The 25,657-nt window shown below is 68.3% G+C and carries 26 protein-coding genes; 10 read left to right on the top strand and 16 right to left on the bottom strand.

The genetic code is table 11. From position 1 onward, the window contains the following. Positions 1-43: 43 nt before the first annotated feature. Positions 44-196, bottom strand: a complete 153-nt coding sequence (locus IP93_RS15605; protein WP_158636290.1) for a hypothetical protein — start codon at positions 194-196, stop codon at positions 44-46. A 97-nt stretch (positions 197-293) separates the two neighbouring features. Between IP93_RS15605 and IP93_RS06660 the strand changes: the two genes are divergently transcribed. After that, entirely contained in the window at positions 294-734 is a 441-nt protein-coding gene (locus IP93_RS06660; protein ID WP_144813553.1) for an FKBP-type peptidyl-prolyl cis-trans isomerase, read from the top strand. Positions 735-850: 116 nt separating this feature from the next. On the opposite strand, the gene IP93_RS06655 is transcribed toward IP93_RS06660, so the two are convergent. After that, positions 851-2,551 (bottom strand): serine hydrolase, encoded by a 1,701-nt coding sequence (locus IP93_RS06655; protein ID WP_144813550.1) that lies wholly within the window; start codon positions 2,549-2,551, stop codon positions 851-853. 146 nt (positions 2,552-2,697) lie between these two features. Here IP93_RS06655 and IP93_RS06650 point away from each other — a divergent pair, with 146 nt between their 5' ends. Beyond that, positions 2,698-3,957, top strand: a complete 1,260-nt coding sequence (locus IP93_RS06650; RefSeq protein WP_144813549.1) for a TIGR03862 family flavoprotein — start codon at positions 2,698-2,700, stop codon at positions 3,955-3,957. An 82-nt stretch (positions 3,958-4,039) separates the two neighbouring features. Here the strand turns inward: IP93_RS06650 and IP93_RS06645 are convergent, their stop codons facing one another. From IP93_RS06645 to IP93_RS06620, 6 genes are all read right to left on the bottom strand, one after another. Further along, positions 4,040-4,387, bottom strand: a complete 348-nt coding sequence (locus IP93_RS06645) for a RidA family protein (RefSeq protein ID WP_144813546.1) — start codon at positions 4,385-4,387, stop codon at positions 4,040-4,042. Between the two features lie 10 nt (positions 4,388-4,397). Next, positions 4,398-5,138, bottom strand: a complete 741-nt coding sequence (locus IP93_RS06640; RefSeq protein WP_144813544.1) for a sulfurtransferase — start codon at positions 5,136-5,138, stop codon at positions 4,398-4,400. Positions 5,139-5,147: 9 nt separating this feature from the next. Then, a complete protein-coding gene (locus IP93_RS06635) occupies positions 5,148-5,747 on the bottom strand; it encodes a DUF998 domain-containing protein (protein ID WP_242006776.1) in 600 nt (199 codons plus the stop codon). 24 nt (positions 5,748-5,771) lie between these two features. Beyond that, the gene (locus tag IP93_RS06630; RefSeq protein ID WP_199747122.1) at positions 5,772-7,043 is read right to left on the bottom strand and encodes an MFS transporter; all 1,272 of its coding nucleotides are present in this window, start codon (positions 7,041-7,043) and stop codon (positions 5,772-5,774) included. Between the two features lie 255 nt (positions 7,044-7,298). Next, a complete protein-coding gene (locus IP93_RS06625) occupies positions 7,299-8,483 on the bottom strand; it encodes a glycosyltransferase (RefSeq protein WP_144813541.1) in 1,185 nt (394 codons plus the stop codon). Between the two features lie 16 nt (positions 8,484-8,499). Continuing rightward, entirely contained in the window at positions 8,500-9,666 is a 1,167-nt protein-coding gene (locus IP93_RS06620; protein ID WP_199747120.1) for an MFS transporter, read from the bottom strand. Positions 9,667-9,937: 271 nt separating this feature from the next. On the opposite strand from IP93_RS06620, the gene IP93_RS06615 reads away from it, so the two are divergent. From IP93_RS06615 to IP93_RS06590, 6 genes are all read left to right on the top strand, one after another. Continuing rightward, the gene (locus IP93_RS06615) at positions 9,938-10,906 is read left to right on the top strand and encodes a COG3904 family protein (RefSeq protein WP_144813537.1); all 969 of its coding nucleotides are present in this window, start codon (positions 9,938-9,940) and stop codon (positions 10,904-10,906) included. A gap of 105 nt (positions 10,907-11,011) precedes the next feature. Continuing rightward, positions 11,012-12,715 carry an AMP-binding protein gene (locus IP93_RS06610; protein WP_144813535.1) on the top strand — a complete coding sequence of 568 codons (1,704 nt, stop codon included), beginning with the start codon at positions 11,012-11,014 and terminating at the stop codon, positions 12,713-12,715. 17 nt (positions 12,716-12,732) lie between these two features. Then, on the top strand, positions 12,733-13,467 hold the full coding sequence (locus IP93_RS06605; RefSeq protein ID WP_144813532.1) for an ABC transporter ATP-binding protein: 735 nt from the start codon (positions 12,733-12,735) through the stop codon (positions 13,465-13,467). Then, on the top strand, positions 13,464-15,821 hold the full coding sequence (locus tag IP93_RS06600; RefSeq protein WP_144813529.1) for an FtsX-like permease family protein: 2,358 nt from the start codon (positions 13,464-13,466) through the stop codon (positions 15,819-15,821). The genes IP93_RS06605 and IP93_RS06600 overlap by 4 nt, the downstream gene beginning before the upstream one ends. 7 nt (positions 15,822-15,828) lie before the next feature. Next, positions 15,829-17,031: an efflux RND transporter periplasmic adaptor subunit gene (locus IP93_RS06595; RefSeq protein ID WP_144813527.1), complete on the top strand. Its 1,203-nt coding sequence runs from the start codon at positions 15,829-15,831 to the stop codon at positions 17,029-17,031. A gap of 164 nt (positions 17,032-17,195) precedes the next feature. Beyond that, positions 17,196-18,446, top strand: coding sequence for a hypothetical protein (locus IP93_RS06590; protein ID WP_144813524.1), 1,251 nt, complete (start codon positions 17,196-17,198; stop codon positions 18,444-18,446). Positions 18,447-18,590: 144 nt separating this feature from the next. Here IP93_RS06590 and IP93_RS06585 read toward each other — a convergent pair whose 3' ends face one another. From IP93_RS06585 to IP93_RS06560, 7 genes are all read right to left on the bottom strand, one after another. Further along, positions 18,591-20,270, bottom strand: coding sequence for an ABC1 kinase family protein (locus IP93_RS06585; RefSeq protein ID WP_144813522.1), 1,680 nt, complete (start codon positions 20,268-20,270; stop codon positions 18,591-18,593). 46 nt (positions 20,271-20,316) lie between these two features. Further along, positions 20,317-20,820: a SixA phosphatase family protein gene (locus IP93_RS06580; RefSeq protein ID WP_144813520.1), complete on the bottom strand. Its 504-nt coding sequence runs from the start codon at positions 20,818-20,820 to the stop codon at positions 20,317-20,319. A gap of 150 nt (positions 20,821-20,970) precedes the next feature. Then, positions 20,971-21,159, bottom strand: coding sequence for a YgaP family membrane protein (locus IP93_RS06575; protein ID WP_144813518.1), 189 nt, complete (start codon positions 21,157-21,159; stop codon positions 20,971-20,973). A 69-nt stretch (positions 21,160-21,228) separates the two neighbouring features. Then, entirely contained in the window at positions 21,229-21,411 is a 183-nt protein-coding gene (locus tag IP93_RS15875; protein ID WP_242006775.1) for a hypothetical protein, read from the bottom strand. A gap of 32 nt (positions 21,412-21,443) precedes the next feature. Continuing rightward, entirely contained in the window at positions 21,444-21,827 is a 384-nt protein-coding gene (locus tag IP93_RS15870; RefSeq protein WP_242006774.1) for a haloacid dehalogenase-like hydrolase, read from the bottom strand. A 29-nt stretch (positions 21,828-21,856) separates the two neighbouring features. Then, positions 21,857-22,123, bottom strand: coding sequence for a DksA/TraR family C4-type zinc finger protein (locus tag IP93_RS06565; protein WP_144813516.1), 267 nt, complete (start codon positions 22,121-22,123; stop codon positions 21,857-21,859). A gap of 108 nt (positions 22,124-22,231) precedes the next feature. After that, the gene (locus IP93_RS06560; protein WP_144813514.1) at positions 22,232-22,651 is read right to left on the bottom strand and encodes an Lrp/AsnC family transcriptional regulator; all 420 of its coding nucleotides are present in this window, start codon (positions 22,649-22,651) and stop codon (positions 22,232-22,234) included. Positions 22,652-22,776: 125 nt separating this feature from the next. On the opposite strand from IP93_RS06560, the gene IP93_RS06555 reads away from it, so the two are divergent. Further along, positions 22,777-23,823, top strand: coding sequence for an ornithine cyclodeaminase (locus tag IP93_RS06555; protein ID WP_144813512.1), 1,047 nt, complete (start codon positions 22,777-22,779; stop codon positions 23,821-23,823). A 231-nt stretch (positions 23,824-24,054) separates the two neighbouring features. Here the strand turns inward: IP93_RS06555 and IP93_RS06550 are convergent, their stop codons facing one another. After that, complete coding sequence (locus IP93_RS06550; protein WP_144813510.1) at positions 24,055-24,294, bottom strand: hypothetical protein; 240 nt, start codon at positions 24,292-24,294, stop codon at positions 24,055-24,057. A 164-nt stretch (positions 24,295-24,458) separates the two neighbouring features. Here IP93_RS06550 and IP93_RS06545 point away from each other — a divergent pair, with 164 nt between their 5' ends. Next, the gene (locus tag IP93_RS06545) at positions 24,459-25,559 is read left to right on the top strand and encodes a DUF1615 domain-containing protein (RefSeq protein ID WP_144813508.1); all 1,101 of its coding nucleotides are present in this window, start codon (positions 24,459-24,461) and stop codon (positions 25,557-25,559) included. Positions 25,560-25,657 lie beyond the last annotated feature (98 nt).

Raw genomic sequence — 25,657 nt, 5'->3', positions numbered from 1 at the left:
GTCGTGACCAACCCATCGTCCACGCCGTGCCCAGTCGGGCAAACTAGAACAACGCCGGTAAATCCAGCATCGGCGCCAGGAACCAGTACAGGCCAAACAGCACCAGCCCCCACATCAGCAGTTTCAGCGCGAAACCGGCGACCTTGAGCGCCAGGTACACGCCGATGACCACGATCACGATGCCAATCCAGCTCATGCACATCTCCGCTTCGTCTTTGCCGCAGCGTAGTCGGTGCCCGAGACGTGCGACAAGACCCGCCGCATTTGGCCCACCCACTTTCCGAGCTTCCACCATGCGCCTGATCCGCCCCCTGTTCGCCGCCCTGCTGGGCCTTGCCCTCACCGCCTGCACCGACCCCGGCCCGCCACCCGGCGGCAGCGTGGCCGAGTTGCAGCGCATCGATCAGACCACTGGCAACGGTGCGGTCGCCGTATCCGGCAGCGAGGTCACGGTGCACTACACCGGCTGGCTGTATGACGAACGCCAGCCGGACAAGCGCGGCGAGAAGTTCGACAGCTCTGTCGACCGCGGCGAGCCTTTCACCTTCCTGCTCGGCGCCGGGCGTGTGATACGCGGGTGGGACGACGGCGTGGCGGGCATGCACGTGGGCGGCAAGCGCACGCTGCTGATCCCGTCGCACATGGCCTACGGCCGCAAAGGCGCCGGCGGCGTGATTCCGCCGAACGCCTCGCTGGTGTTTGACGTCGAGTTGCTGGCGGTCAAGCCGCACTGACCTTGTAGCGCCGACCCGCGCGCTGTGGCGTGCAACAACTGCCAACCATGATGGATGCACCATGCATCGATCATGGGAACACGCAAGCAAACCCTCGACTGGACCGTGAACTGGGGTCAAGACTTCTTCTCAGTCTCGCCTTTACCTGTCTCGGCCTTCACCGGCACCAGCTTCAGGTCGTGGAAATCGAAGCTGAAGTCGGTCTGCGGCGAGATGGCCTTGATGCGTGCCTCCGCGATATTGCCGTCAGCATCCAGGGTGAAAGTGACGAACGCATCGGCATTGAGCCAGCGTTCGTCCCAGCGGACGATGAAGGTGTCGTGCTGCCAGTGCGACAGCGTGCCCACCAGCGACTTCGTGCGACCGAAGCGCATCACCAGCTTGCCACCTTCCTGGGCGATGACCACATCGCCATACCACGCATCGCGGTAGGTGCCGGCGTAACGCGCCAGTGGCAGTGACGGCTTGGAGCGTGCATCACGCGCTTCGACGTGCCTCTGCCAGCTTTCGTCCGCCTTGGCTTCGGCCTTTGCGACGGCGGCGGCGTAGGCCGCGACCCAATCGGTACGCGGCGCATCGACGAAGGCATCCAGCGCGCGCATCGTCACCGCATTGAACGCAGCACCCACCTCGGCACTGGTCAGCACCACCACGCCCAGCTTGTGCTCGGGTACCAGCGTCAGCCGCGAAACCATGCCCGGCCAGCCGCCGGTGTGCCACACCAGCTTGCGGCCGCGGTAATCGGACAGCTGCCAGCCCTCGCCGTAACCGAGGAAGTTCGGCTTGGCCGCGGCCAGTTCCGGCACCGACGGCTCGGGGATGTTCATCGGCGTGATCACCGACCACATCGCCTTCTGCCGCTTGGCGCTGAACAGCCGCTTGGCGTCGTCACCCTCGCCGGAGATCACGCCGCCATCCAGCTGCACGCGCATCCATTTGGTCAGATCGTGCACGCTGGCGTACAGGCCGCCCGCGCCGGACACGTTGTGCCAGGTCATCGGCGCCACCGGTTCCAGATCCTTGAAATCGGCCTTGGCATGGCCGGTGGCCACGTTGTCGCCGGGCTTGAGATGGTCGCTGTTGTAGCGCGTCTCGTCCATGCCCAACGGCGTGAACACGCGCGCCTGCAGGAAATCCGCGTACGACTGCCCGCTCGCCTTCTCGACCACCAATTGCGCCACCCCGTACAGGATGTTGTCGTAGGCGTACTGGCCGCGGAAGCTGCCGGTCAGCGGCACGTCCTTCAGACGCCGCGCCACCTCCTCGGTGGTGTAGTCGGTGCCGGGCCAGTACAGCAGGTCGCCCGCGCCCAGGCCCAGGCCGCTGCGGTGCGCCAGCAGGTCGCGCACGCGCATTTCGTGCGTGACATACGGGTCGGCCATGCGGAACCACGGCAGGTGGTCGATGACGCGATCATCCAGCGACAGCTTGCCCTCGTCGGCCAGGATCGACAGCGAGGCCGCAGTGAAGGCCTTGGTGTTGGAGGCGATGGCGAACATGGTGTGTTCGTCCACCTTGGCGGCCTTGCCCATCTCCCGCACGCCATAGCCGCGCTCCAGCACGATCCTGCCGTCCTTGATGATGGCGACCGCGATGCCGGGGACGTTGAACTGCTGGCGCACGCGTTCGACGTAGGCGTCAAAGTCGCGCAGCTGCTCCGGCAGTGCCGTTGTGTTGGCCGCGGCGGGCTGGCCCTGCGCGCTGACGGTCGCCGCAGTGGTCGTGGCGGGCAATGCCGGACGGTCGGCCCAGGCGGGGGCGGCGACCGCGCCCCACAGGGCTATGGCCAACAATGCGGCAAGGCGATGGGTACGCATCGGATCGTGTTCCTCGTGTCGGGGCGTCATTCCAGCCGGCGAAGATACCGTACCGGCCGCATCCACGTGCCCGCGCAAGCGCACCCCCCGGGGCGGCGCGGGTCGCCTTCCACGGCATAATGGCGCGCCTACTTCACGCCGCGTCCATGCCCGACTCCCGCTACAGCGCTCCCGGACTGGTGGTCATCGGCGGCGGCCCCGCCGGCCTGATGGCGGCCGAAATGGCGCGCGCCACGGGCGTGGAGGTGGACCTGTACGAGGCCATGGGCTCGGTGGGCCGGAAGTTCCTGATCGCCGGCAAGGGCGGACTCAACCTCACCCACGCCGAGCCCCGCCCCGGCTTCGACCAGCGCTACCGCGAGCGTGCGCAGACGGTGGGCCGCTGGCTGGACGACTTCGACGCCGACGCGCTGCGCGAGTGGGCACGCGGGCTGGGCGTGGACACCTACGTAGGCTCGTCCGACCGTGTATTCCCACTGGACCGCAAGGCGGCCCCACTGCTGCGCGGTTGGGTCCGTCGCCTGCGCGAACAGGGCGTGCGTTTCCACGTGCACCACCGATGGCTTGGCTGGACGGAGCACGGTGCGCTGCGTTTCACCACGCCCGTAGGCGAGCTGACGGTCACCGCACGCGCCACCGTGCTGGCACTGGGCGGCGGCAGTTGGCCGGAGCTGGGGTCGGACGGCGCGTGGGCACCCGTGCTGGCTGCGCAAGGCGTGGATGTGGCGGCGCTGCAGCCCGCCAATTGCGGCTTCGACGTGGACTGGAGCGAGCACCTCGTCCAGCGCCATGCGGGCGCGCCGCTCAAGCCGGTGATCGCGCATTGGTACGACGCCGACGGGGTCGAGCATGCCTTGCAGGGCGAGTGCGTGCTCACGGCCACCGGCATCGAAGGCAGCCTCATCTACGCGCTATCCGCGCCACTGCGCGAAGCCATCACCGCCAATGGCGAGGCCCGCCTGTGGCTGGACCTGGCACCCAATCGCGACCTGGAACAACTCCAGCGCGACCTGGCCAAACCGCGCGCCGGCCGCAGCATCAGCGAACACCTGCGCCGCCAGGTCGGCATCACCGGGGCGAAGGCCGCGCTGCTGCACGAGGTGCTGGGCCGCGAAGGCATGCAGGACCCCGACGCCATCGCCGTCGCCATCAAGCGGTTGCCACTGTTGCTGACCCAACCGCGCCCATTGGCCGAGGCCATCAGCACCGCGGGCGGCGTGCGTCTGGAAGCGCTGGATGACGGGTTGATGCTGCGGCAACACCCCGGCGTGTTCTGCGCCGGCGAAATGCTCGACTGGGAAGCGCCGACCGGCGGCTACCTGCTCACCGCGTGCTATGCCAGCGGTGTGCGGGCGGGCCGAGCGGCGGCGGCTCACCTGCGTTCACTCGACACACCAACAGGGTGACCGGATGGGCCGCCCGGGTCACATGTCGTAGGCCCCGACGCTCTACTGGCCACCCGTCTCGGCCCCCGAATCAACCCAGTCGTTACTCGATCGCCGCGGTCACCACGATCTCCACCTTCCACGCCGCATTGGCCAGGTGCGCCTGCACCGTGGCCCGCGCCGGCGCATGTCCCGGCACCACCCAGGCGTCCCAGGCGCGGTTCATGCCGGCAAAGTCGGCCATGTCTCGGAGGAAGATCTCGGCGCGCAACAGGCGGGTCTTGTCGCTGCCCACCTTGGCCAGCAACGCGTCGATCTCCGCCAGCACCTGCCGGGTCTGGCCCTCGATGTCCTGCGTGGCGTCCTCGGGGATCTGCCCGGCCAGATAGGCCACGCCGTTGTGGACCACGGCCTCGGACATGCGGTTACCGGCATCAATACGTTGGATCATGGGTCACTCCTCAGGCCGCGGCATCCACCAGCGGCAACAATTGCGGGTCCAGCGCCACGCGCTCGTCGAAGACGAAGCAGCGGCCGTCGTAATGCGCACCACCCACCTGCTCGAAGTAACCGAGGATGCCACCGTCCAGCTGCAGGACGTTGTGCATGCCGTCGGCCTGCATCCACAGCGCCGCCTTCTCGCAGCGGATGCCGCCGGTGCAGAAACTGACCACGGTGGCGTCGCGCAGGGCATCGCGGTGCGGCGCCAGCGCGTCGGGCAGGTCGGTGAAGTTGTCGATGGGCAGCGTCAGCGCGCCGGCGAAGGTGCCGTACTCGAACTCCTCGCGGTTGCGCGTGTCGAGCATGACGATGCGGCGCCCGCCGTCGTCGTGGCCCTGCTCCAGCCACCGCGCCAGCACCTCGGGCGTGACGGCCGGCGCGCGGCCCACCAGCGGCGACGCGTTGTCGCGCCGGAACGCGATGATCTCGCGCTTGAGCTTGACCTTCAGCCGGGCAAACGGCTGCGATGCACTGCGGCTGTACTTGACCAGAAGGTCGGCGAAGCGGGCGTCGGCGCACAGCTGCGCCAGGAACGCTTCAATGGCTTCCGCGCTGCCGGCCAGGAACACGTTGATGCCCTCGGGGGCCACCAGCACGGTGCCCAGCAGTTCACCGGCCTCGGCCCAGCCGCGGACGGATGCGGCCAAGGCCGCAGGGTCGTCCACGGTGGCGAAGTGGTAGGCGGCGATATTGACGATCATTGACATATTTTAAGTCGTTCGGGGCCAGCGCCGCAGCCAATGCGCCGCCAACCCGAGCCAGGCCACGATCAGCGCGATCACCGCCTTCTGCCCGGCGCCGCGCGGCAGGTCGCGCCAGAGCACATGCAGCCACAGCACCAGAAAGCACACTGCAGCCAGTGCGAAAGCCGGCTTCCAGTGCCGCGACAACGCACCCGCACCCCGCAGCCGCCACGACTGCAGCAGCATCGCCGTGGTCACGGTCAGGAAGGCGGTGTTGGCGGCGGTGCCGTGTACCCAGCCTTCCAGCGTCGGCGCGGCATCGGGCAGGTTGCTGCGGGCCAGTGCGGTGACGACAAGCGCCACGGCCCCGACTGAGAACAGCGACAGGGGGGCTGCACTACGGGCGTGGCGCGGCAACCCCCGGTAGTAGCCCACCGCCAAGGCCACCAAAGCCACGGCCAAGGCCATGTAACCCGCCTGCAGCCCCCAGCCGGTCGGCCCCAGCAGATAGAAGCTCATGGGCACGCGGACCCAGTCCAGGTCCGGTCGCAGGAATTGCCACACCACGCACGCGGTCGCGAAAGCGCCGATGCCGGCTATCGCCACGGTGCCGGCAAGTCGTCGCAACGAGGCGTCCCTTGGGGCCTCCACTCACCCCTCCCGCGCCGGCCGCACGGCCAGCAACGCCAGCAGCGTCAGCACCGACGCCGCGACCAGATACAGGCCCACGGACGCCAATCCAAATCGCCCCGCCAGCCACGTCGCCACGTACGGCGCCAGCGAGGCGCCGAAGATGCCCGCCAGGTTGAACGCCAGCGAAGCCCCGGTGTAGCGCACCGCGGCCGGGAACATCTCCGCCAGGATGGTGCCTACCGGTCCGTAGGTCAGGCCCATCAACGCCAGACCCAGCGACAGGAACAGCAACGTGCTCCACACGCTGCCGGCCACGAACAGCGGTGCGAACAGCAGACCGAACACCAGTATCCCCACCGTCGCGAGGAGCATCGCACGCCGCGCACCCACGCGATCGGCGTACAGCGCCGCCATCGGAATGGTCAACGCGAAGAACACCACGCCCACCATCTGCAGCCACAGGAACTGCTCGCGCGAATAGCCCAGCTTCGAGGTGCCCCAGCTGAGCGCGAACACCGTCATCAGGTAGAACAGCACGAACGTCGCCATCGCCCCGAACGTGCCTGCGAGCAGCGCGCGCGGGTGCGAGGTCAACACTTCCAGCATGGGCAGGCGTACGCGCTCCTCACGGTCCAGCACGCGCTGGAAGTCCGGCGTTTCGGCCAGGCGCAGGCGGATCCACAAACCGATGAACACCAGCACCGCGCTGCCGACAAAGGGGATGCGCCAGCCCCACGCGAAGAATTGCGCATCGTCCATCACCGCCCCGAGCAGCAGGAAGACGCCCGTGGCCAGGAAGAACCCCAGCGGCGCACCCAGCTGCGGGAACATGCCGTACCACGCGCGCTTGCCCGGTGGTGCGTTCTCGGTGGCCAGCAGCACGGCCCCGCCCCACTCGCCACCGAGCCCCAGCCCCTGTCCAAAACGGCACAGCGCCAGCAAGGCAGGCGCCGCCAGCCCGATGCTGTCGTAAGTAGGCAGCAGTCCAATCGCCACGGTGGACAAGCCCATCGTCAACAGCGCCGCCACCAGCGTGGCCTTGCGCCCGATGCGGTCACCGAAGTGCCCGAACACCGCCGATCCGATCGGCCGCGCGAAGAACGCCAGCGCAAACGTCGCCAGCGACTGCAGCGTCGCCGTGGCCGGGTCGCCCGCCGGGAAGAACAGCCTGGGGAACACCAGGACCGCGGCGGTCGCGTAGATGTAGAAATCGAAGAACTCGATCGTGGTACCGATCAGGCTGGCGAACAGCACGCGCGCCGGCGAATTACCCTGCTTGGCTGGAGTCATGGCGACATGGTCGATGGGTGGGCTCCGCACCCATGACCGCCTGCCAGGCCCCGCAGGCGCCCCCGCGGGACGGATGGCGCCACGATAGCGGGCATCCCCCGGCGGCGCAGCAAAAAAAAAAGACGCCGGCGGAAGCGCGTGCCGAGGGGGAGGAGGAAGGCACTGCAGCTTCGGCCGGACGTCTCGATCCAATCCAACGCGGCAGGCAGGCCAATAACGGCCGCGATTCACCTCCCCCGCATGGGTGAGCCCTGGCTAAGCGAGGGCGGGGAACGGCCGCGCCAGCGAGGCATACAGGTCCACCACGCGTCGCATCAGGACCTCGGTACTCCAGGCGCTGGCGTCGATGGGGCCGGCCTGCGCCAGCGCCGCGCGGGCTTCGGGCGCACGCAACAGCGACGCGACGTGGCCGGAAAATGCCGTTTCGTCCTCTTCACTGACGCGGGCACTGCGCGCATCGCGCAGCACGGTCGCCGTCCCCATCACCGCGGTGGACACGATGGGCGTGCCCACCGCCATCGCCTCGATCAGCACCAGGCCCTGGGTCTCGGTGGGCGATGCAAACACAAACACGTCACCGGCGCGATAGGCATCGAGCAGCGAAGTGCGGCGGTCAAGGTTGCCGAAAAAGCGAACGTTGTCCTGCAACCGCAACGCGGCCACCAGCTGGCGCAGCCGCGTGGCGTCCGGCCCCTCGCCCGCGATCAGGAACTGCAGCGTGGGAAACTCCGGCACCAGCCGGCCCACGACCCGGATAAGGAAGCCGATGTTCTTTTCCCGCGACAGCCGGCTCACGGTCACCAGCGTCGGCACATCGTGGTCGATCCCGTGCGTGTCACGGAAGCGCGCGCCCTCGCCACCGGCAAACTCCGCCAGGTCGATGCCGGTGGGAATCACCGTGCACGGGGTCCGTATGCCGTAGCGATCCAGCACCTGCTCCATCTGCGCGCTGGGCACGATCAGGTGATCCACGCCATGGCACAGGTACCGCGATGCACGGCGCGCGCCCCACCGCGCCAGTCCGGTAGGCAGCCACGGCAGGTAATGACCCACGTACTCCTCGAAATAGGTGTGATACGTCTCCACCACGGGCACGCCCGTCAGGCGCCCGAGCCGCACGCCCAGCTGGTGGGCGCGGAACGGCGTGTGCACGTGGATCACGTCCCAGTCGCGCACGGCAAGCCGGCGGGTGATCCCGGCCAGTGCCGCCCCCTTGATCAGGCGATCCTCGGGATCGAAGAAGATGACCCGGGCGGGCAGGCGGATGATCTCGAAGCTGCCGTCGTCATGCTGCTCCTGCCCGCTATCCGCCCCGTAGTCCGGTGCCACCAGGGTCACGGCATGGCCCATGCGGACCAGTGCCTGGGCGAAGGTGCGGATCGACGTGGAAACCCCGTTGACCCGGGGGAAGTAGACGTCCGAGAACATCAGGATATTCATCCCGATGCACGCTAGGTCAGGCAGATGACGGTTTCATTGCGCGCGCCAGTCCCGGCGTGGCCAGCGCCGCGACGCCGGCCACCACCGCGCCCATCCAGAACGCCGCAGGCGGCCCCTGCTGGTCCCAGAGTCCGCCGGCCACGGCACTGGCGACCAGCAGGCCACCACCAGACACCAGGTTGAAAACGCCGAAAGCGGTTCCCCGGTATGCCTCCGGCGCCACGTCCGCCACCAGGCTGGCGAGGATGCCCTGGGTCAGCCCCATGTGCAGCCCCCACAGCGCGATCCCGACGAACAGCAGTCCGAGGCCATCGGACACCGCCAGTGCGATATCGGCCAGCACCAGCACCGCCATGCCGAGGGCCAGCAGGCTCGAACGCGACATCTTGTCTGACAGATAGCCTGCCGGGTACGCCGTCAATGCATACACGGTGCTCATCACCACCAACACCATCGGCACCCACGCCACCGGCAGCCCGCGGTCGGTGGCACGCAACACGAGGAAGGCTTCGCTGAACCGGGCCAGCGCCACCATCAACCCCAGCACGACCAGCCACCAGAACGGCCGCCCCAGATGTGCCAGCCCCTCGCGGGTGAGCGGCAGCCGCGCCGGCTTGCGTGCGCCATCGGCGGGTTCAGGCACCTTGAGCAGCAGCAACACCGCGATCACGCCCGGCACCACCGCGAACCACAGCACGGTCTGGATGTCGTTGTCGTACAGGTGCATGAGGAGCACTGCCAGCAGCGGCCCCAGCACCGCGCCCACGGTGTCCATCGACTGTCGAAGCCCGAATGCCGCCCCGCGTATCTCACGCGGCGCCAGGTCGCTGATCAGCGCGTCGCGTGGGGCGCCCCGAATGCCCTTGCCGAAGCGGTCCAACAGGCGCGCCGTGGTCACGGTCGCCACGGAATCGGCCAGCGGGAACAGCGGTTTCACCGCCGCCGCGAGCCCATAACCCAACAGCACCAGCGGTTTGCGCCGCCCCACGGCGTCGCTGATGTAGCCTGAAAACACCTTCGTCACCAGCACCAGGGCCTCGGCCGCTCCCTCGATCAGGCCAATGACCAGCGCGCTGGCGCCCAGGGTGCCGGCCAGCAGCACCGGCAGCAGGCTGTGCACCACTTCCGAACCCATGTCGGTGAACAGGCTGACCAGGCCCAGGGCCACGATCGCGCGTGGCATGGCGGGACGCGATGTAACGGAAACTCCCACGATAGCCACCATGCCAAGGGTTCTGGGGGCGATCATATCCGCTCGTGGTGATGATCAGACCAACGCGCGTCCTGAAGGTCTAGGTTAAGGACGTTACATGGAGAATAATGGGGCCGTTCCCCGCGTCCTGTGTTCCATGACCAAACCTTGGCTCTCGCTGCTCTTGGCGACTGCGTTCACCGCAGCTGTGGCAGGGTGCTCGGGCTCTGAGCCATCGGCTGGGCCAGACGCCAAGGCGCCCGTGGTCACACTGGGTGAAGACCGCAGCGCAGCGGCGGTGGATGGCCTGCGCGGCACAACCCCGGCCCAGGCCACGCCGGATTTCACCTACTGGCCCCCCGCCACACTGGAAGGTGGCTCGGCTCGCGTCAGCTGCCACTACGACTACGACAAGCAGGGCGACGGCGAGCGCATCGGCGCGCTGGAGTTCTTCAACCTGGTCGACGTGCTGTCCGAGTGCCGCGACGCCGGCATGGTGCGACTGCGCTACAAGGGCAAGATCGACGCCGGTTTTACCGCATTGATGGCCCGCGTCACCGAGATCGCCGACCGCATGGAGATCCGCAACCGGGTGCTGGACATCGACTCGGCCGGTGGCCAGGTCGAGGAGGCCATCCGCGTGGGCGACCAGATGGCCGAAGCGACCTGGTCGATCTGGGTGCGCGAGGGCTCGGTGTGCCACAGCGCCTGTGTCCTGGTGCTGGCCGCTGGGGATACCCGTTCCATCGCCGGCAAGGTCGGCATCCATCGCCTGATGCGGCTGAAGTCCACGGCCACCACCCGCGTGGAACTCAACGACGAGCTGCGCGACGTCACCCAGCAGTTGCGCGACTACCTGTCGCGCAACGGCGTGGGCGCGGACCTGGCCGACCGCATGATGACCATTCCCGCGCGCAACCTGCTGCTGCTCACCACGGCCGAGCTGCGCCAGTACGGACTGTCCGGCACCAACGCCGCGCAGGAGGACCTTGACCGCATCCGCGTGGCGCGCAAGTGTGGCGAGGACTTCGCCCGCCGGCGCGATGCCTTCGGCCGCGCCTTCGACGACCAGTGCATGCAGCCGGGTGCGGCTTTCGAGGTGCTGGCTGATTGCGGCCGTGCGCTACGCGGTGAGTTCGGATTCCCGGACGAGCGCTGCCCGGACGAGACGCCGCTCGCACGCTTCGACAACGCAACGGACACGTCGCCACCTTCGCTGTTGCGGCAATGACGGCCCGGCGCGCGTGTACTCCGCGCCCCGGCAGACCTGGCCGATCGCGCCGCCGATACCAAAGGCGTATCCTGCCCACCGCCTGCGCGCGGCTATCCTCACCCGATGACCACGCTCCCCGACCCCGGCCTCAGCCACGTCATTGGTGACCGCAGCGTCCCGCTCCTTGAAGAAACCGTTGGCGACATGCTCGCGCGCATCGCCCGCACCTGGCCCGGGCAACCGGCATTGGTGGTACCCCCGCAGAACGTGCGCATGGACTACGCGGCATTGGATGTCGCCGTGGATCGCCTGGCCGCCGGCCTGTTGCAACTGGGGCTGGTGCCCGGCGACCGCATCGGCATCTGGTCGCTGAACCGGGCCGAATGGGTGCTGCTGCAGTTCGCCGCACCGCGCGCCGGCCTGGTGCTGGTCAACATCAACCCGGCCTATCGCACCCACGAGCTGGAATTCTCGCTCCGGCACGTCGAGTGCAAGGCACTGGTGCTGCCCCGACGTTTCAAGACCTCGGACTACATCGGCATGCTGCGCGAGCTGGCGCCGGAGCTGGATGCGTGCGCGCCGGGCGCATTGCACGCCGCTGCCCTGCCCGAGCTGCGCCACGTGCTGGTCATGGGCGACGGCGAGCCGGTGCCCGGCGCCCACGCGTTCGATGCCATCGCCGCGTGCGACGATGCCGGCGCCCTGGCCCGCATGCGCGAGGTCGCCCCCACGCTCTCGGCCCACGACGCAGTCAACATCCAGTTCACCTCCGGCACCACCGGTTCGCCCAAGGGCGCGACGCTTACCCATCGCAACATCGTCAACAACGGCTTCTTCATCGGCGAGGCCATGAACCTCACCGAACAGGACAAGCTGTGCATCCCCGTGCCGTTCTACCACTGCTTCGGCATGGTGCTGGGCAACCTGGCCTGCGTGACGCACGGCGCGTGCATGGTGATCCCCGGCGAAGGCTTCGACACGCTGGCGACGCTGCAGGCGGTGCAGGACGAACGCTGCACCGGCCTGCACGGCGTACCCACCATGTTCATCGCCGAACTCGAGCACCCGCGCTTTGCGGAGTTCGACCTGTCCTCGCTGCGCACCGGGATCATGGCCGGCTCCAATTGCCCGATCGAAGTGATGAAGCGCGTGGTCGACACCATGCACCTGTCGGAGATCACCATCACCTACGGGATGACCGAGACCAGCCCGGCCAGCTTCCAGACCACGCGCGACGACCCGCTGGACCGGCGCGTGGACTCGGTGGGCCGCGTGCACCCGCACGTGGAAGTGCGCCTCATCGATGGCGAAGGCCGCACCGTGCCGCGCGGTACCACCGGCGAGCTGTGCACCCGCGGCTATTCGGTGATGCAAGGCTACTGGAACGAGCCCGCGCGTACCGCCGAGGCCATCGACGCCGATGGCTGGATGCACACCGGCGACCTCGCCACCCTCGACGCGGACGGCTATTGCCGCATTGTCGGACGGGTCAAGGACATGCTGATCCGCGGCGGCGAGAACATCTACCCGCGCGAGGTGGAGGAATTCCTCTATGCCCACCCCGCCATCGCCGACGTGCAGGTGTTCGGCGTGCCTGACGCGAAGTTCGGCGAGGAAGCCTGCGCGTGGATCCGGCTGGTCGAAGGAGCCACCGTGTCCGCCGAGGAGATCCGGGCGTACTGCCAGGGCCGGATCGCCCACTTCAAGATTCCGCGGTACATCCGATTCGTGGATGAGTTCCCGATGACGGTGACGGGCAAGGTGCAGAAGTTCCTGATGCAGCAGGCCATGGCCGAAGAGTTCAGGCGCGACCGGCCCGCGGGCTGAAGCCGTACAGTAGCGGCATGGTCATCGACCCTGCCCCCCCGCCCGTGCCAGTCCCCGTGTTCCGCGCGCGCGGACTGACCAAGGTCTACCGCATGGGCGACATCGACGTGCACGCCCTGCGCGGCATCGACCTGGAGTTGAATGCAGGCGAGTTCGTGGTCCTGCTCGGCGCGTCGGGAAGCGGCAAATCCACCCTGCTCAACATCCTGGGCGGCCTCGATGCACCTACCAGCGGCGACGTGGAGTGCCAGGGACACCCGCTCACCGGCGCCAGCGAGGCCGTGTTGACCCGCTTCCGTCGCGAACACGTGGGCTTCGTGTTCCAGTTCTACAACCTGATCCCCAGTTTGACCGCGCGGGAGAACGTGGCGCTGGTCACCGAGATCGCCGCACATCCGATGGCGCCCGAGGAGGCGCTCGCCATGGTGGGGCTGCAGGAGCGGATGGACCACTTCCCTGCACAGCTCTCCGGTGGCGAGCAGCAGCGGGTGGCCATTGCCCGGGCCATCGCCAAGCGCCCAGCGGTGCTGCTGTGCGACGAACCCACCGGTGCGCTCGACTCGGCGACCGGCATCCTGGTGCTGCAGGCGCTGGAGCGCATCAATCGCGAGACCGGCGCGCTGACCGTCGTGATCACCCACAACGCGGTGATCGCGGCCATGGCCGATCGCGTCATCCGCCTCAGCGACGGAAGGATCCTCAGCCAGGAATACAACGAACATCGCGAACCCGCATCGGGGCTGCACTGGTGAAGGCCCTGCACCGCAAGCTGCTGAGGGAAATCGTGCAGCTGCGCGGCCAGGTGATGGCCATTGCCCTGGTCATGGCCGGGGGTATCGGTACCATGGTCATGGCGCTGGGCAACCACGAAGCGCTGTCGCGCACGCGGGCGCAGTTCTACGCCGAATACGGGTTTGCCGACGTCTTCGCCCAGGCCAAGCGGGTGCCGATGCCGCTGGCCAATACGATCCGCGCGGTGCCCGGGGTGCGCGCGCTGGATGCGCGCATCGTGGGTTTCGCACCGCTTGAGTTGGACGGGTTTTCCGACCCCGTCAACGCCCAGCTCGTCTCCTTGCCTGCGCGCGGCGGCAGCGACCTCAACCGCCTCCACCTGCGCTCCGGGCGGCTGCCGCAACGACCGGAGGAAACCGTGGTCGGCGAGGCCTTCGCCGAGGCCCACGGGCTGCACGAAGGCGACAGCCTGGTCGCCATCCTCAATGGTCGCCGGCAGCAACTGCGGATCGCCGGCATCGGGCTGTCGCCTGAGTTCATCTACCAGATCAAGCCGGGAGAGGTCTTCCCCGACTTCCAGCGCTTCGCCGTCCTGTGGATGCAGCACGAGGCCATGGACCGCGCGTTCGACATGGATGGTGCCTTCAACAACCTGGTCGCCGTGCTGCAACCCGGTGCTCGCGAGGCCGACGTGATCGATGCCATCGACCGGCTGTTGGCACCGTTTGGCGGCACGGGCGCCACGGGTCGTGACCTGCAGCCTTCGCACCGCTTCCTGGACGAGGAACTGGACCAGTTGCGGATGATGGCCCGCATGTTCACCGCGATCTTCCTGGGGGTGACGGCGTTCCTGCTCAATGTGGTGCTCGGCCGTCTCGTGGCGTCGCAACGGGAGCAGATCGCCCTGCTCAAGGCTTTCGGTTATTCGCGCCTGCAGGTGGCTACCCACTACGCGCAACTGGTGCTGATGGTCGTCACCGCGGGCATCCTTCCGGGTCTGGCACTGGGCGCATGGATGGGGCGCGCCATCGCCGGCATCTACCGCGAGTACTACCGGTTTCCCTACCTCGAATGGTCCTTGGACCCCTCACTGGTGCTGATGGCCGCGGCGTTCGCGATTGGCGCCGGCACCCTGGGCACGTTTGCCGCCTTGGTCCGCGTGCACCGCCTGGCCCCCGCCGAGGCCATGCGCCCGGAAGCCCCCGCCACGTTCCGGCCATTGCTGCTGGAGCGACTGGGGCTAGGCCGCTGGGTGGACCCGGTCGCCCGCATGGTGCTCCGCAACCTCGAGCGACGTCCCTTGCGCACGTTGTTCTCGGTGCTGGGCATCGGGTTGGCGTGCGGCATCCTGGTCATGTCGAGGGCCATGCCCTCCTCGGTCGAGCACATCGTGGATGTCCAGTTCGGGTTTGCCCAACGCGACGACTTCGGGATCGGCTTCACCGAGCCCACCGGCAACCGCGCGGTGGAGGAGCTCGCCCGGCTGCCCGGGGTGCGCGCCGTGGAGCCATTCCGGGTCGCCGCCGTCACCCTGCGCAACGGCCACCGGTCGTATCGCACGGCGCTGCAAGGCTTGCCGGAAAAGGGCGACCTCAAGCGCGTGCTGGATGCCGGCATCCAACCGGCTGCGCTGCCAGCAGAAGGCTTGTTGCTGACCGACTACCTGGCCGACCTGCTTGGCGCCAGGCCGGGGGACCACCTGCAGGTGCAGTTCCTGGAGGGGCACCGTCGCACGATCACGGTGCCGGTCGCCGGCACCGTGCAGGAGTTCCTGGGCGTTGGCGCATACGCGCGCCATGCCTACCTCAACACGTTGCTCACCGACGGCAACGTCGCATCCGGCGCGTGGCTGGCGATCGACGCCCGACAGCGCGAGGCTGTCCTGGCGGAACTGCGACGTCGCCCCCGCGTGGCGTCCGTGACCGACCGCACCGCGATGATCCAGAGTTTCCGCGACACGATGGCGCAAAGCCTGTCCACATTCACCTTCGCCATCACCCTGATGGCCGGCGCGATTGCCGCTGGCGTGGTGTACAACGCCGCGCGCATCACCCTGGCCGAGCGCGGACGCGAGCTTGCCAGCCTGCGCGTGCTGGGCTACACACGCGAGGAGGTTCGCGGCTTCCTGTTGGGCGAACTCGCCACGCTGTCGTTCATGGCGCTGCTGCCGGGCTTTGCGCTGGGCATGGGCATGATCGTGCTGCTGTCACGCGGCCTGCAGTCGGACCTGTTCCGCATCCCCGTGGTCGCCGACGCCGCCGGTCTGGCGTTTGCCGGGCTCGTGGTGCTGGCGGCAACGGTACTATCGGCCCTGATGGTGCGCCGACGTCTGGATGGCCTGGACCTGGTGGCCGCATTGAAGACCAAGGAATGACCCGACGATGCCGGTACCGACCCGCGCCCGCCTGATCCGATGGCTGCTCGCCTTGCTCGTGGTGGGCTTGCTGCTGGCGATGCTGCTGTGGCCCAAGGCCTCGCTGGTGGACACCAGCCGCGTCGACCAGGGCACCGTGCGCGAGGTGGTCGAAGCCGAGGGCCGTACCCGCCTGCGCGACCGCTACCTGATCACCGCCCCCATCGCCGCCACCGCACGACGGCTCGAGCTGGAGCCCGGCGATCGCGTGCGGCCCGGGCAGACCCTGGTCGTACTGGATGCGATGGCGGCCCCTGCGCTGGACGCACGTGCCCGCGCGGCGATCCAGGCGCAGGTGGCTGCCGCACGCGGACGCCTGGCCGCCGCGCGCGAGGCCGCCGCTGCCGCCGCCACCCGCGCGCGACAGGCACGCACCGACGCGAACCGCCTGCAGCGACTGCAACGCGAACAACTGGTGGCCGCCACCATGGCCGAACAGGCCCGGACGACCGCCAACGACGCGCAACGCGAAGCCAACAGCGCGCGCTTCCTGGAGGCGACCGCACGGCATGAACTGGAGGCTGCACAGGCAGCGCTCACGCACGGCAGCGACGAGCGCGGCGCCACCGTCCTGGTCCTGGAATCACCGGTTGCCGGCGTGGTGCTGCGTCGCCACTTCGAGAGCGCCCGTCCGGTGCAAGCGGGCGATGCACTGCTCGAGGTCGGCGAGCCGGGTGCACTGGAAATCGAAGTCGACGTATTGTCCGCCGACGCCGTCCGGCTTCGCCCGGGGATGGCGGTCGAACTGGTCCGCTGGGGCGAGGACCGCGCCCTGGCCGGTCGCGTACGCCGCGTCGAACCCGGCGGTTTCACCAAGGTGTCGGCACTGGGCGTGGAAGAACAACGCGTCTGGGTGATCGTGGATATCGCCAGCCCCCATGAGCACTGGCAGCACCTGGGCGAAGCGTACCGCGTCAACGCGCGGTTCCTGCTGCGCCAGGCCGGTCCTGTATTGCGGATTCCCGCCAGCGCCGTGTTCCATGAAGGCGACGACGCCGCCGCCGTGTTCCGGGTGATCCAGGGCAAGGCCCGACGAACCCTGGTCACACTAGGCGTGCAGGGCGAAGGCTGGGCCGAGATCCATCGTGGCCTCGACGCGGGCGACACCGTCGTGGTCCACCCTGACCGCACACTCGAAGACGGCGACCGCGTTTGCGGACGGGCGGACTGAGCCAACCGCTCGCAGCGGTATCGACCTGGTTGCCCTCCGGCAGCTGAACCGGAACGTCATCCGCGCCGAGGTACCACGGCCGATGTCAGTGCCCATTCATGCGCCTTCACGCCAACTGCACACATGGGGTGCGGGCGGTCCGCGGCCCACTACGGAGAGACGACATGAACGGTTACGGCCAGCGATTCCTGCTCGCGGTGGTGATCGCCTCCTTGCTTGCCATTGCAGCACCGGCCGCGGCCCAGCAGGCCCAGCACGAGGAGCGGAGCGAGCAACCCCGCCGTGGCGAGGGCCGCCGCGTGGACAAGGAAGAACGCGCCAGCGAATCGCGGCCGGAGCGTGCGTCCCAGGCGTACGAACAGACGCGCGATCGGGCTCGCGAGCAGACACGGGAGCGTCAGCCTGAGCCGCGTGTCGCGGTCGACCGCGACAACCAGGGCGATCGTGGCGAACGCGCCCGCGAACAATGGCAACGTCAACCCGAACATTCCGCCAACGGCCCACACCAGCCGCAGCACGACGACCGGCGGGAACGGGCCGATCGTACCCGCAACGACCAGGCCAACCAGCGTCGCCGGGCCGCATTCGACGGAAACCGCGCGACGGAGCCGCGCCGCATTGATGGCGTCAGGACCGACCGTACGGAGAACAACCGGAGCCGTGACACCGACGAGCGCCGCAACCCCGCATGGCGCGACATGGATCGGATCGCCCAGGACCATCGTGATGCCGACCGGCAAGACCGACCAGACCGTTCCGATCGTTCAGACCGCGATCGGCGCGAACACGACCGTCGCGATCGCATCGACCAGCGCGTGCCCGCGCAACAGCAGCGTCGCCTGATCGAAAACCAACGGCGCCAGGCCGAGGATTACCGGCGCGTACAACTGGACAGCCAGCGCCGTGCCGACGCCTACAACCGCGCCCTGCGCGACCAACGCCGTCATTCCCAGTACCGCTACCAGAGCGATTATCTCCGCCGCCTGCGCGACCACAACCATCGGTATGCCACGCGCCGCTGGGACTATGCCAACGATCCGTTCTTCTACACCCCGGTCAGCTATCGCTATTACTTCAGCGGCTACCACTACGACACCAACCGCTACGGTGCCGACCTGCTGCGCGACGCGGTCCGCCAAGGCTACGAGGAAGGCTACTGGGCCGGCCGTGCGGATCGGATGGATGGCTGGCGTCCTGACTACCGGAACTCATACGCCTACACGGATGCGAGCTATGGCTATTACGGCTACTACGTTCCGTACGATGCCTATCGCCATTATTTCCGGCAGGGATTCCGCCGCGGATACGAAGACGGCTACTACGGCGGCGACCGCTATGGCCGCTACCACCGCGGCACGCCGGCGATCCTGCCGGCGATCCTGGCGGCGATCGTGGTACTGGAGGCGCTGGACTGAGCGATCCCCGGCATCGTCGGGGCACTGCTCCAATGGCAATCCCGACGCCCGGCCCCGGCCGGGCGTTGTCGTTCCGGCACATGCAGGCAAGGCAGGCAAACCGCCAGCCACCGACGGGCAGCTTCGTGACGCCGGTCATGGCGCTCAGCGCCCCCCGCCGCTCCGCCATATGGAATACACCAGCCACGCCCCCGCCAACGCCGCGCCAACGAAGCCCAGCAGGCCGAACAGCGGCAGCCCCAACAGCGTCGGCCCACCCTCCACGGTCAGCGTGATCGACGACCCCACGATCAACGCCGCCAGCACCACGCCCACCGTCAGCCGGTTGGCCGAGTGGTCGATCTGCGTACTGAACTCCTTCAGGTGGTCGATGTCGATGTGCACCTTCAGCTTGCCACCGCGCACCACGCGCACGATGCGCTGCAGGTCGCGCGGCAGTGCGCCCAGGAAGCGCGCCGTATCACCCAGCACGTGCCATCCGTGCCGTGCGAGCGCACGCGGCCGGTAGCGGCCGAACATCGCGGCGCGCAGGAATGGCGCCGCTTCCCCGGCCATGTCGAACTCGGGGTCCAACGTGCGCCCCAACCCCTCCAGGGTGATGAACACCTTGGCCAGCAGCGCCAGCTCCGAGGGCATCGCCAGCTTGTGCGCGCGCAATAGCGCCGTGACTTCCAGCAGCATCGCCGCCAGGTCCAGGTTGCCCAGCTTCACCCCGTGGTAGCGCTCGACGAACGCATCGATGTCCTGGGCCAGTTGCCCCTCGTCGGCATCGGACTGGCCCGTCCACTCCATCAGCACATCGCCAACGCGCTCGGGATCGTGGTCCACCAGTCCATGCAGCAATGACAGGATCTGTTCGCGACGCGCCTGCGACAGGCGCCCCACCATCCCATAGTCGATGACCGCGATGCGCGAATCCCGAAGCACGAAGACGTTGCCCGGGTGCGGATCGGCATGGAAGAAGCCGTCTTCCAGCACCATCTTCAGGATGGTCTGCGCCCCACGGCGCGCAATCAGCCTGCGGTCGATTCCGGCGGCGTCCAACGCGGCGGTGTCGGCCACTGGAATACCGTCGATGTAGTCCTGCACGTTGACCCGCTCACTGGTGAAGTCCCAGTGCACGGGAGGCACGACGATCTCCGGGTGGCCCTCGAAGTTGGCCGCGATGCGTTCGGCATGGTGGCACTCCGCGGCCAGGTCCAGTTCCAGCATCAGCGAGGCGCGGAACTGTTTCACCACGCCGACCGGCTGGAACTGGCGCCATTCCGGGAACTTCGACTCGAACACCTGCGCCGCCCGCTGCAGCAGGCGCAGGTCCGCTTCGATCACGGGCCGGATTCCGGGCCGCCGCACCTTCACCACCACCTGCCGGCCATCGCGGAGTGTCGCGCGATGCACCTGTGCAATGGAGGCCGCGGCCATCGGCGTGGTCTCGAAGTGGCGGAACACCTCGCCGGGCGGCGCCCCCAGGTCCTCGCACAATTGCGCGTGGATGGCTTCGTACGGTACCGCAGGCGCCTGGCTGTGCAGCTTGCCGAACTCCGCGATCCACTCCGGCGCGAACAGGTCCACGCGGGTGGCCAGCACCTGGCCCAGCTTCACGAACGTCGGACCCATGTCCTCCAGTGCGCGGCGCACCCGCACTGGCGCCGGCAGCGCCGCCGACTCGGACAGTTGCGACAGCGGCAGCACCTTGCCCGCCCGCGCCACCGCCCCGCCCAGCCCCAGCCGGTGGACCATGTCGCCAAAGCCGTAATGCACCAGGATCGAGGCGATGTCGTGGACCCGGCCCAGGTCACGCACGGCGGTCAGGTGTTCCCACATGCTCGACTCCTCCGGAATGGCCGCTACCGTAACGCGACGAACGGGGTCATGGCACCGGCCAGTGCGCCTGCTGCAGGCTGGCATTGCCGTCCGGCGCGATGACGACGACCATCACGCGGTCGTATTCGCTTTCATCCATACCGGCCACGTCGCTGGCCCCCAGGGCGCTTGCCAACGCGGGCAGCGTGTTGCTGTGGCCAACCACCAGTACCTGCTGGCCCGCATGCCGGCGGCGCAGCACGTCGGCCAACGACGCAGCCGACTCCCCCGCGGGACGTACGGTAACCGTCAGCCCCCGCGCCTTCGCCAGCGGCCCCGCGGTCAGCTGGGTGCGCCGGTACTGGGTGGCGTAGATGGCGGCAATGGGCCTGTCGGCCAAGCGATCCAGCAATGCTTCGGCCCGCCGGCGCCCCGCGTCGGTCAGCAGTGGATCGCGCGATCCATCGGTCGCCTTCTCGGCATGGCGCACCAGCACCACGACCGTGTCCGACGCTGCCTTGGCCGCCAACGGTGCCGCCATCAGGCACAACCCCAACCAGAACGACCGCATGCAGCGTACCTCCGCACCTCGCGCACGTCGCGCGCCCGTGCCGAAACGTAGCACGCTGCCATCGCCCGATTGGCCACACCCGCTTCGCCGGGAACGGAAATGGCCGGCGGTACCCCCCGGCACCGCCGGCCGGCCTCCCCTACCGCAAGGCTATGACCGGGTTTTGCAGGTGCTCATGCCCAGCATGGCGTAGAGCGGGCAGAAATTGAACAGCCCGGTCAGCAGGGGAACCACGCCGATCCAGGCCCACGCAGGCCCCCCCATTGCCGCCCACGCAATCAACGCCACGCCGACCGCGATCCGCAACCATTTGTCCGCGCCACCCACGTTCGCTTTCATGTCGCAACTCCGTCTGGACGTGCCGCCAAGGTAACCGATGCCGCGCGGCACGATTTGATCAACCGCAAATCAGGGCGGCAAAGGCCATTCCTGCCAACGATAGAAGCGGTGGCTGGCCAGTTCCAGCATGGGTTCGTCCTCGCGGGTATCACCGTAGGCATAGATGTCGACGTACTCGCCCAGCCGGTAGCGATCCAGGACCAGCCGCGACTTGAAGGCACCGAGGTCCCCGTCGCGCATGCGCCCGGTCATGCGGCCACCGCTTACTTCGAGTTCGTTGCAGATCAGCTCCAGCCCATGCAGCCTGCACCACGCGCGAGGTACACATCCAGCGACGCCGAGACCACCACCACCCGATCCCCGCGCGCCTTGTGCCAGCGGATGCGCTCGAGCGCCTGCGGGCGCACGAAACCCGGCAACGTCTCGCACGCATACCGTTCGCCCGCGGCGCGCAGCGCGGCCTCATCCAGCCCACGGAAGGCGAATGCGCTGGCCAGGGTGCGGATCAGGGGCGCGGAGACCAGCCCCAGTTTGTAGCCCAATATGACGGGCGCCAGCACGATGCGCCCGAGCAGCATCCTGCGCGGCGAGACGGCCAGCGGCAGGAAGGCGGAAAAAGTGTCGTTGACCGTGATCGTTCCGTCGAAGTCGAAGAGCGCAAGGTTCATCGCATGCATCCTGCAAGGTGTCCGGCAGCTTACCTCAGCTGACTGTCCTTGCTGCCGCGCCGGTTGTATCCGCTGGCGCCGCCCTGCTCCAGGTCATGCGCTTCCTGGCACGGCACGCACAGCCGCACGCCCGGCATGGCCTTGCGGCGCGCTTCGGGGATCACGGCATCGCACTCCTCGCAACGCTCGCGCCCCGGTCCTTGCGGCAGTTGGCTGCGCGCACGCTTGATCGCGTCCTTGATGGTCGCGTCGATCTGGTCCTGCACGGCGCCGTCGCCGGCCCAGCCGGTGGCCATGGCTTGTCTCCGGGTCCACGTGGTTCCAGTCATGCAGGATACGCCGCGCACGCCAACGGCGATTGAATGACGCGGACTGGCCTTCGCCCCCGCGGCCCCTGAGACGGTTCAGCCGCGGAAGCTGTGCAGGTGGATGCTGGTTTCAGTAGCGCTGACGCCCTTGATGCGGCGGATACGCTCCAGCGTCGCCGACAGTTCGGCCAGCGAACCCACGCGCAGCTCCGCCAGCAGGTCCCAGCGGCCGTTGGTGTCGTGCAGCGCCGCGACACCCGGCTCGCCCAGCAACGCACGGATGACACCCTGCTGGTTGCCCTCCACGGCGACGCCCGTCCATGCATGGATTTCGTCCGGCGTGGCGTCGGGCCGAAGGCGCAGCGTGTAGCCCACGATCACGCCCTCGCGCTCAAGCCGGCTGATCCGGTTGGTGATCGTGCCGCGTGAGACGCCCAGCGCCTGGGCGAGGTCGGCGATGGACGCGCGGGCGTCGTGCCGCAGCTTGGCGATCAGATGGTGGTCAAGGTCATCCATGCTGCCATATTGACACTGGATGATATCATTTTGCTACTTTCCTGCCTATATCCTGCCACTATTGCTGTTTTACGCTGACATGGGCTTCTGGACAATGCCACCTCCCGCCTGCACCGGAGGCCGACATGACCACCCTGCTGACCACCCGCGATGTCGCCCGGATCGTCGCCGCCCACGGTTTGCCGGAGGTGCTCGGGCGCATGGTCGAATATCTGGAAGCCGACTTCCGCCGCTGGCCGGATTTCGAGAAGTGCGCACGACTGGCCTCGCATTCGGATGTGGGCGTGATCGAACTGATGCCGGTGTCCGATGCCCGGGAATACAGCTTCAAGTACGTCAACGGCCACCCCGCCAATACCCGTGCCGGCCTGCCCACGGTCATGGCGTTCGGCGTGCTCGCCGACGTGGCCACCGGCATGCCCACCCTGTTGAGCGAACTGACCCTGTCCACCGCCATCCGCACCGCTGGCACCTCGGTGATGGCAGCCAAGCGACTGGCGCGACCGGACAGCAAGGCGATGGCGCTGGTGGGCAACGGCGCGCAGAGCGAGTTCCAGGCGTTGGCGTTCCACCACCTGCTGGGCATCGAGCAGGTGCGCCTGTACGACGTGGATGCTGCCGCCACACGCAAGCTGACCGCGCACCTGCAGGCTGCGGCCCCGGCCCTGCGCGTGGTCCAGTGCGCCAGCATTGCCGACGCCGTGCGCGGCGCGGACATCGTCACCACGGTCACCGCCGACAAGACCAACGCCACGATCCTGACCCCGGAGATGCTGGAGCCGGGCATGCACGTCAACGGCGTCGGCGGCGACTGCCCCGGCAAGACCGAACTGCATCCGGGCGTACTGGCCAGCTCGCGCGTAGTTGTCGAGTTCGAGCCGCAGACCCGCATCGAAGGCGACCTGCAGCACCTGCCGGCCGACTTTCCCGTGACCGAATTGTGGCGCGTGCTGGCGGGACAGGCCGACGGCCGTCGAGACGCCACCGAGACCACGGTATTCGACTCGGTGGGTTTCGCGCTGGAGGACTACTCGGCCTTGAGGCTGCTGCGCGACTGCGCGCGGGAGCTTGGCCTGGGCGTCGAAGCCGGCATCATCCCGGCGCTGGCCGACCCGAAGGATCTGTATGGCCACCTGGTCGGCGAAACGCCGGCCCGGTGCCAGGCCGCCTGAGCCACACGGCGACCGCAAGACCCGAAGATGGATCGACCTGGCCGCAAGGACGCGGCACCTTTTCCCGGTCGGCAGCCACCACCCGCACCGATGCGGCCTTGGCCTGGTGATCGACCATCTCGGCGCGGCCATGCACGCCGCGATGCGAACCCGGCCTTCAGAACGGGTTGGCGCGAACGGAGGCCCGTTCCCGGGGTCAGGGTCGCCCGTCCCGCCTTGACGCCTACCTGCTCAGCCGCTGCAACCACCGCAGCATATCGAGGGCAACTGTTCGACCTGTTCTGGCGTGACGGGGTGGCCAGCGTGCCGCAGCAGCACTCCCAGTTCGACAGCGGTGAACGTACCCGCCACCCGCAGCCTTTCCCCCGTGGCGTCCAGGTCCACGAGCGCCGCCGGATCGGCGTCAAGCAGGGCGCCTTCGATCGTGTGCAGGTCTGGCCGCGCGCCGCGAAGATGCACGTGGAATTCCATCGATCCTCCTCCCATTGGGTTTGGGCCATCGCAGATTAGGCGGAAGCGCAGCGGGGCGCCCTGACGCCGGTCAACCCGGACGCGACACGGCACCAGCCCCCGGCGCAGATCCAATCCAGCGACGCCAGCGTGCGTGCCGACAGGCGTGCCGGTACCCTGCGTGGATGCAATCCAGCCGCTTCATTCCCCTCCTCGTGCTGGCCGGCGTGTTGGGGTTGGCCTCGTGCGCCAAGCCCGAACCGCAGCCCACGCCGGCGCAGATCCGCGCACAGGTCAGCCGGCTGCTGCCGGTGACGCTACGCGACAGGGCCGACTGGGCCCAGGACATCCAGGTGGCGTTCACCTCGCTGGGCATCCGACCGCTACCCCCCAACCTGTGCGCGGCGCTGGCCGTGATCGAGCAGGAGACCGGTTACAACCCGGACCCTGCGGTGCCCGGACTGGCCGCGATCGCGAGGAAAGAGATCGAGAGCCGCGCCGGCAACCTGGGCGTACCACGATTCGTCGTGGCGGCCGCGCTGGAGATGGATGCGGACGATGGTCGACCTTACGCCGAGCACCTGGCCGCCGTGCGCACCGAGCGGGACCTGAGCAACCTGTACGAGGGCCTGATCGACAAGGTGCCGCTGGGCCGCCGCCTGCTGGGCCGGGCCAACCCTGTGCGCACCGGTGGCGCGATGCAGGTGAGCATCGCGTTCGCCGAAGCCTTCGCCAATGCGCGCCCCTATCCGTATCCGATTGCCGGCTCCATCCGCGACGAGGTCTTCAGCCGGCGGGGTGGTGTCTACTTCGGCATCGCGCATCTGCTGGCATACGAGACGTCCTACCCGCACCTGCGCTACCGCTTCGCCGACTTCAATGCCGGTCTCTATGCCAGTCGCAATGCAGCCTTCCAGAACGCGCTGTCCATCGCCAGTGGCATGCCCGTGGAACTGGACGGTGACGTGATCGCCCACCGCCAGGGGCGGAACCACGTGGGGCAGACCGAACTGGCCGCACGCACGTTGACGCCGGTGCTGGGCATCGACGATGCCGCCATCCGGCGTGCACTCAAGCTGGGGCACGCCCGGCGCTTCGAAGAGACGGCGCTGTACCGGGAGGTCTTTGCCATGGCCGAACGCCGGGCTGGCAAGCCATTGCCGCGGGCAGTGTTCCCCCGCATCCGCCTGCAGAGTCCGAAGATCACCCGCCGCCTGACCACCGAATGGTTCGCCACGCGGGTGGAAAAACGCTACCGGCAGTGCATGGCGCGGGCAGCGACCTGATCGCGTTCGCCGGATCGGCTCCAGTGGGTACGTAATCGGACCCAGCGGCAGGCGTCTGGGCGCCAAGGTACGGTCGGCCACGGCGCTGGCCGGAATCA

It is taken from the genome of Aerolutibacter ruishenii, assembly GCF_007830115.1.
GTDB lineage: Bacteria > Pseudomonadota > Gammaproteobacteria > Xanthomonadales > Xanthomonadaceae > Aerolutibacter > Aerolutibacter ruishenii.
Note: the sequence above shows the minus strand (reverse complement) of the source record. Positions and strands in the feature narration are given on the sequence as shown.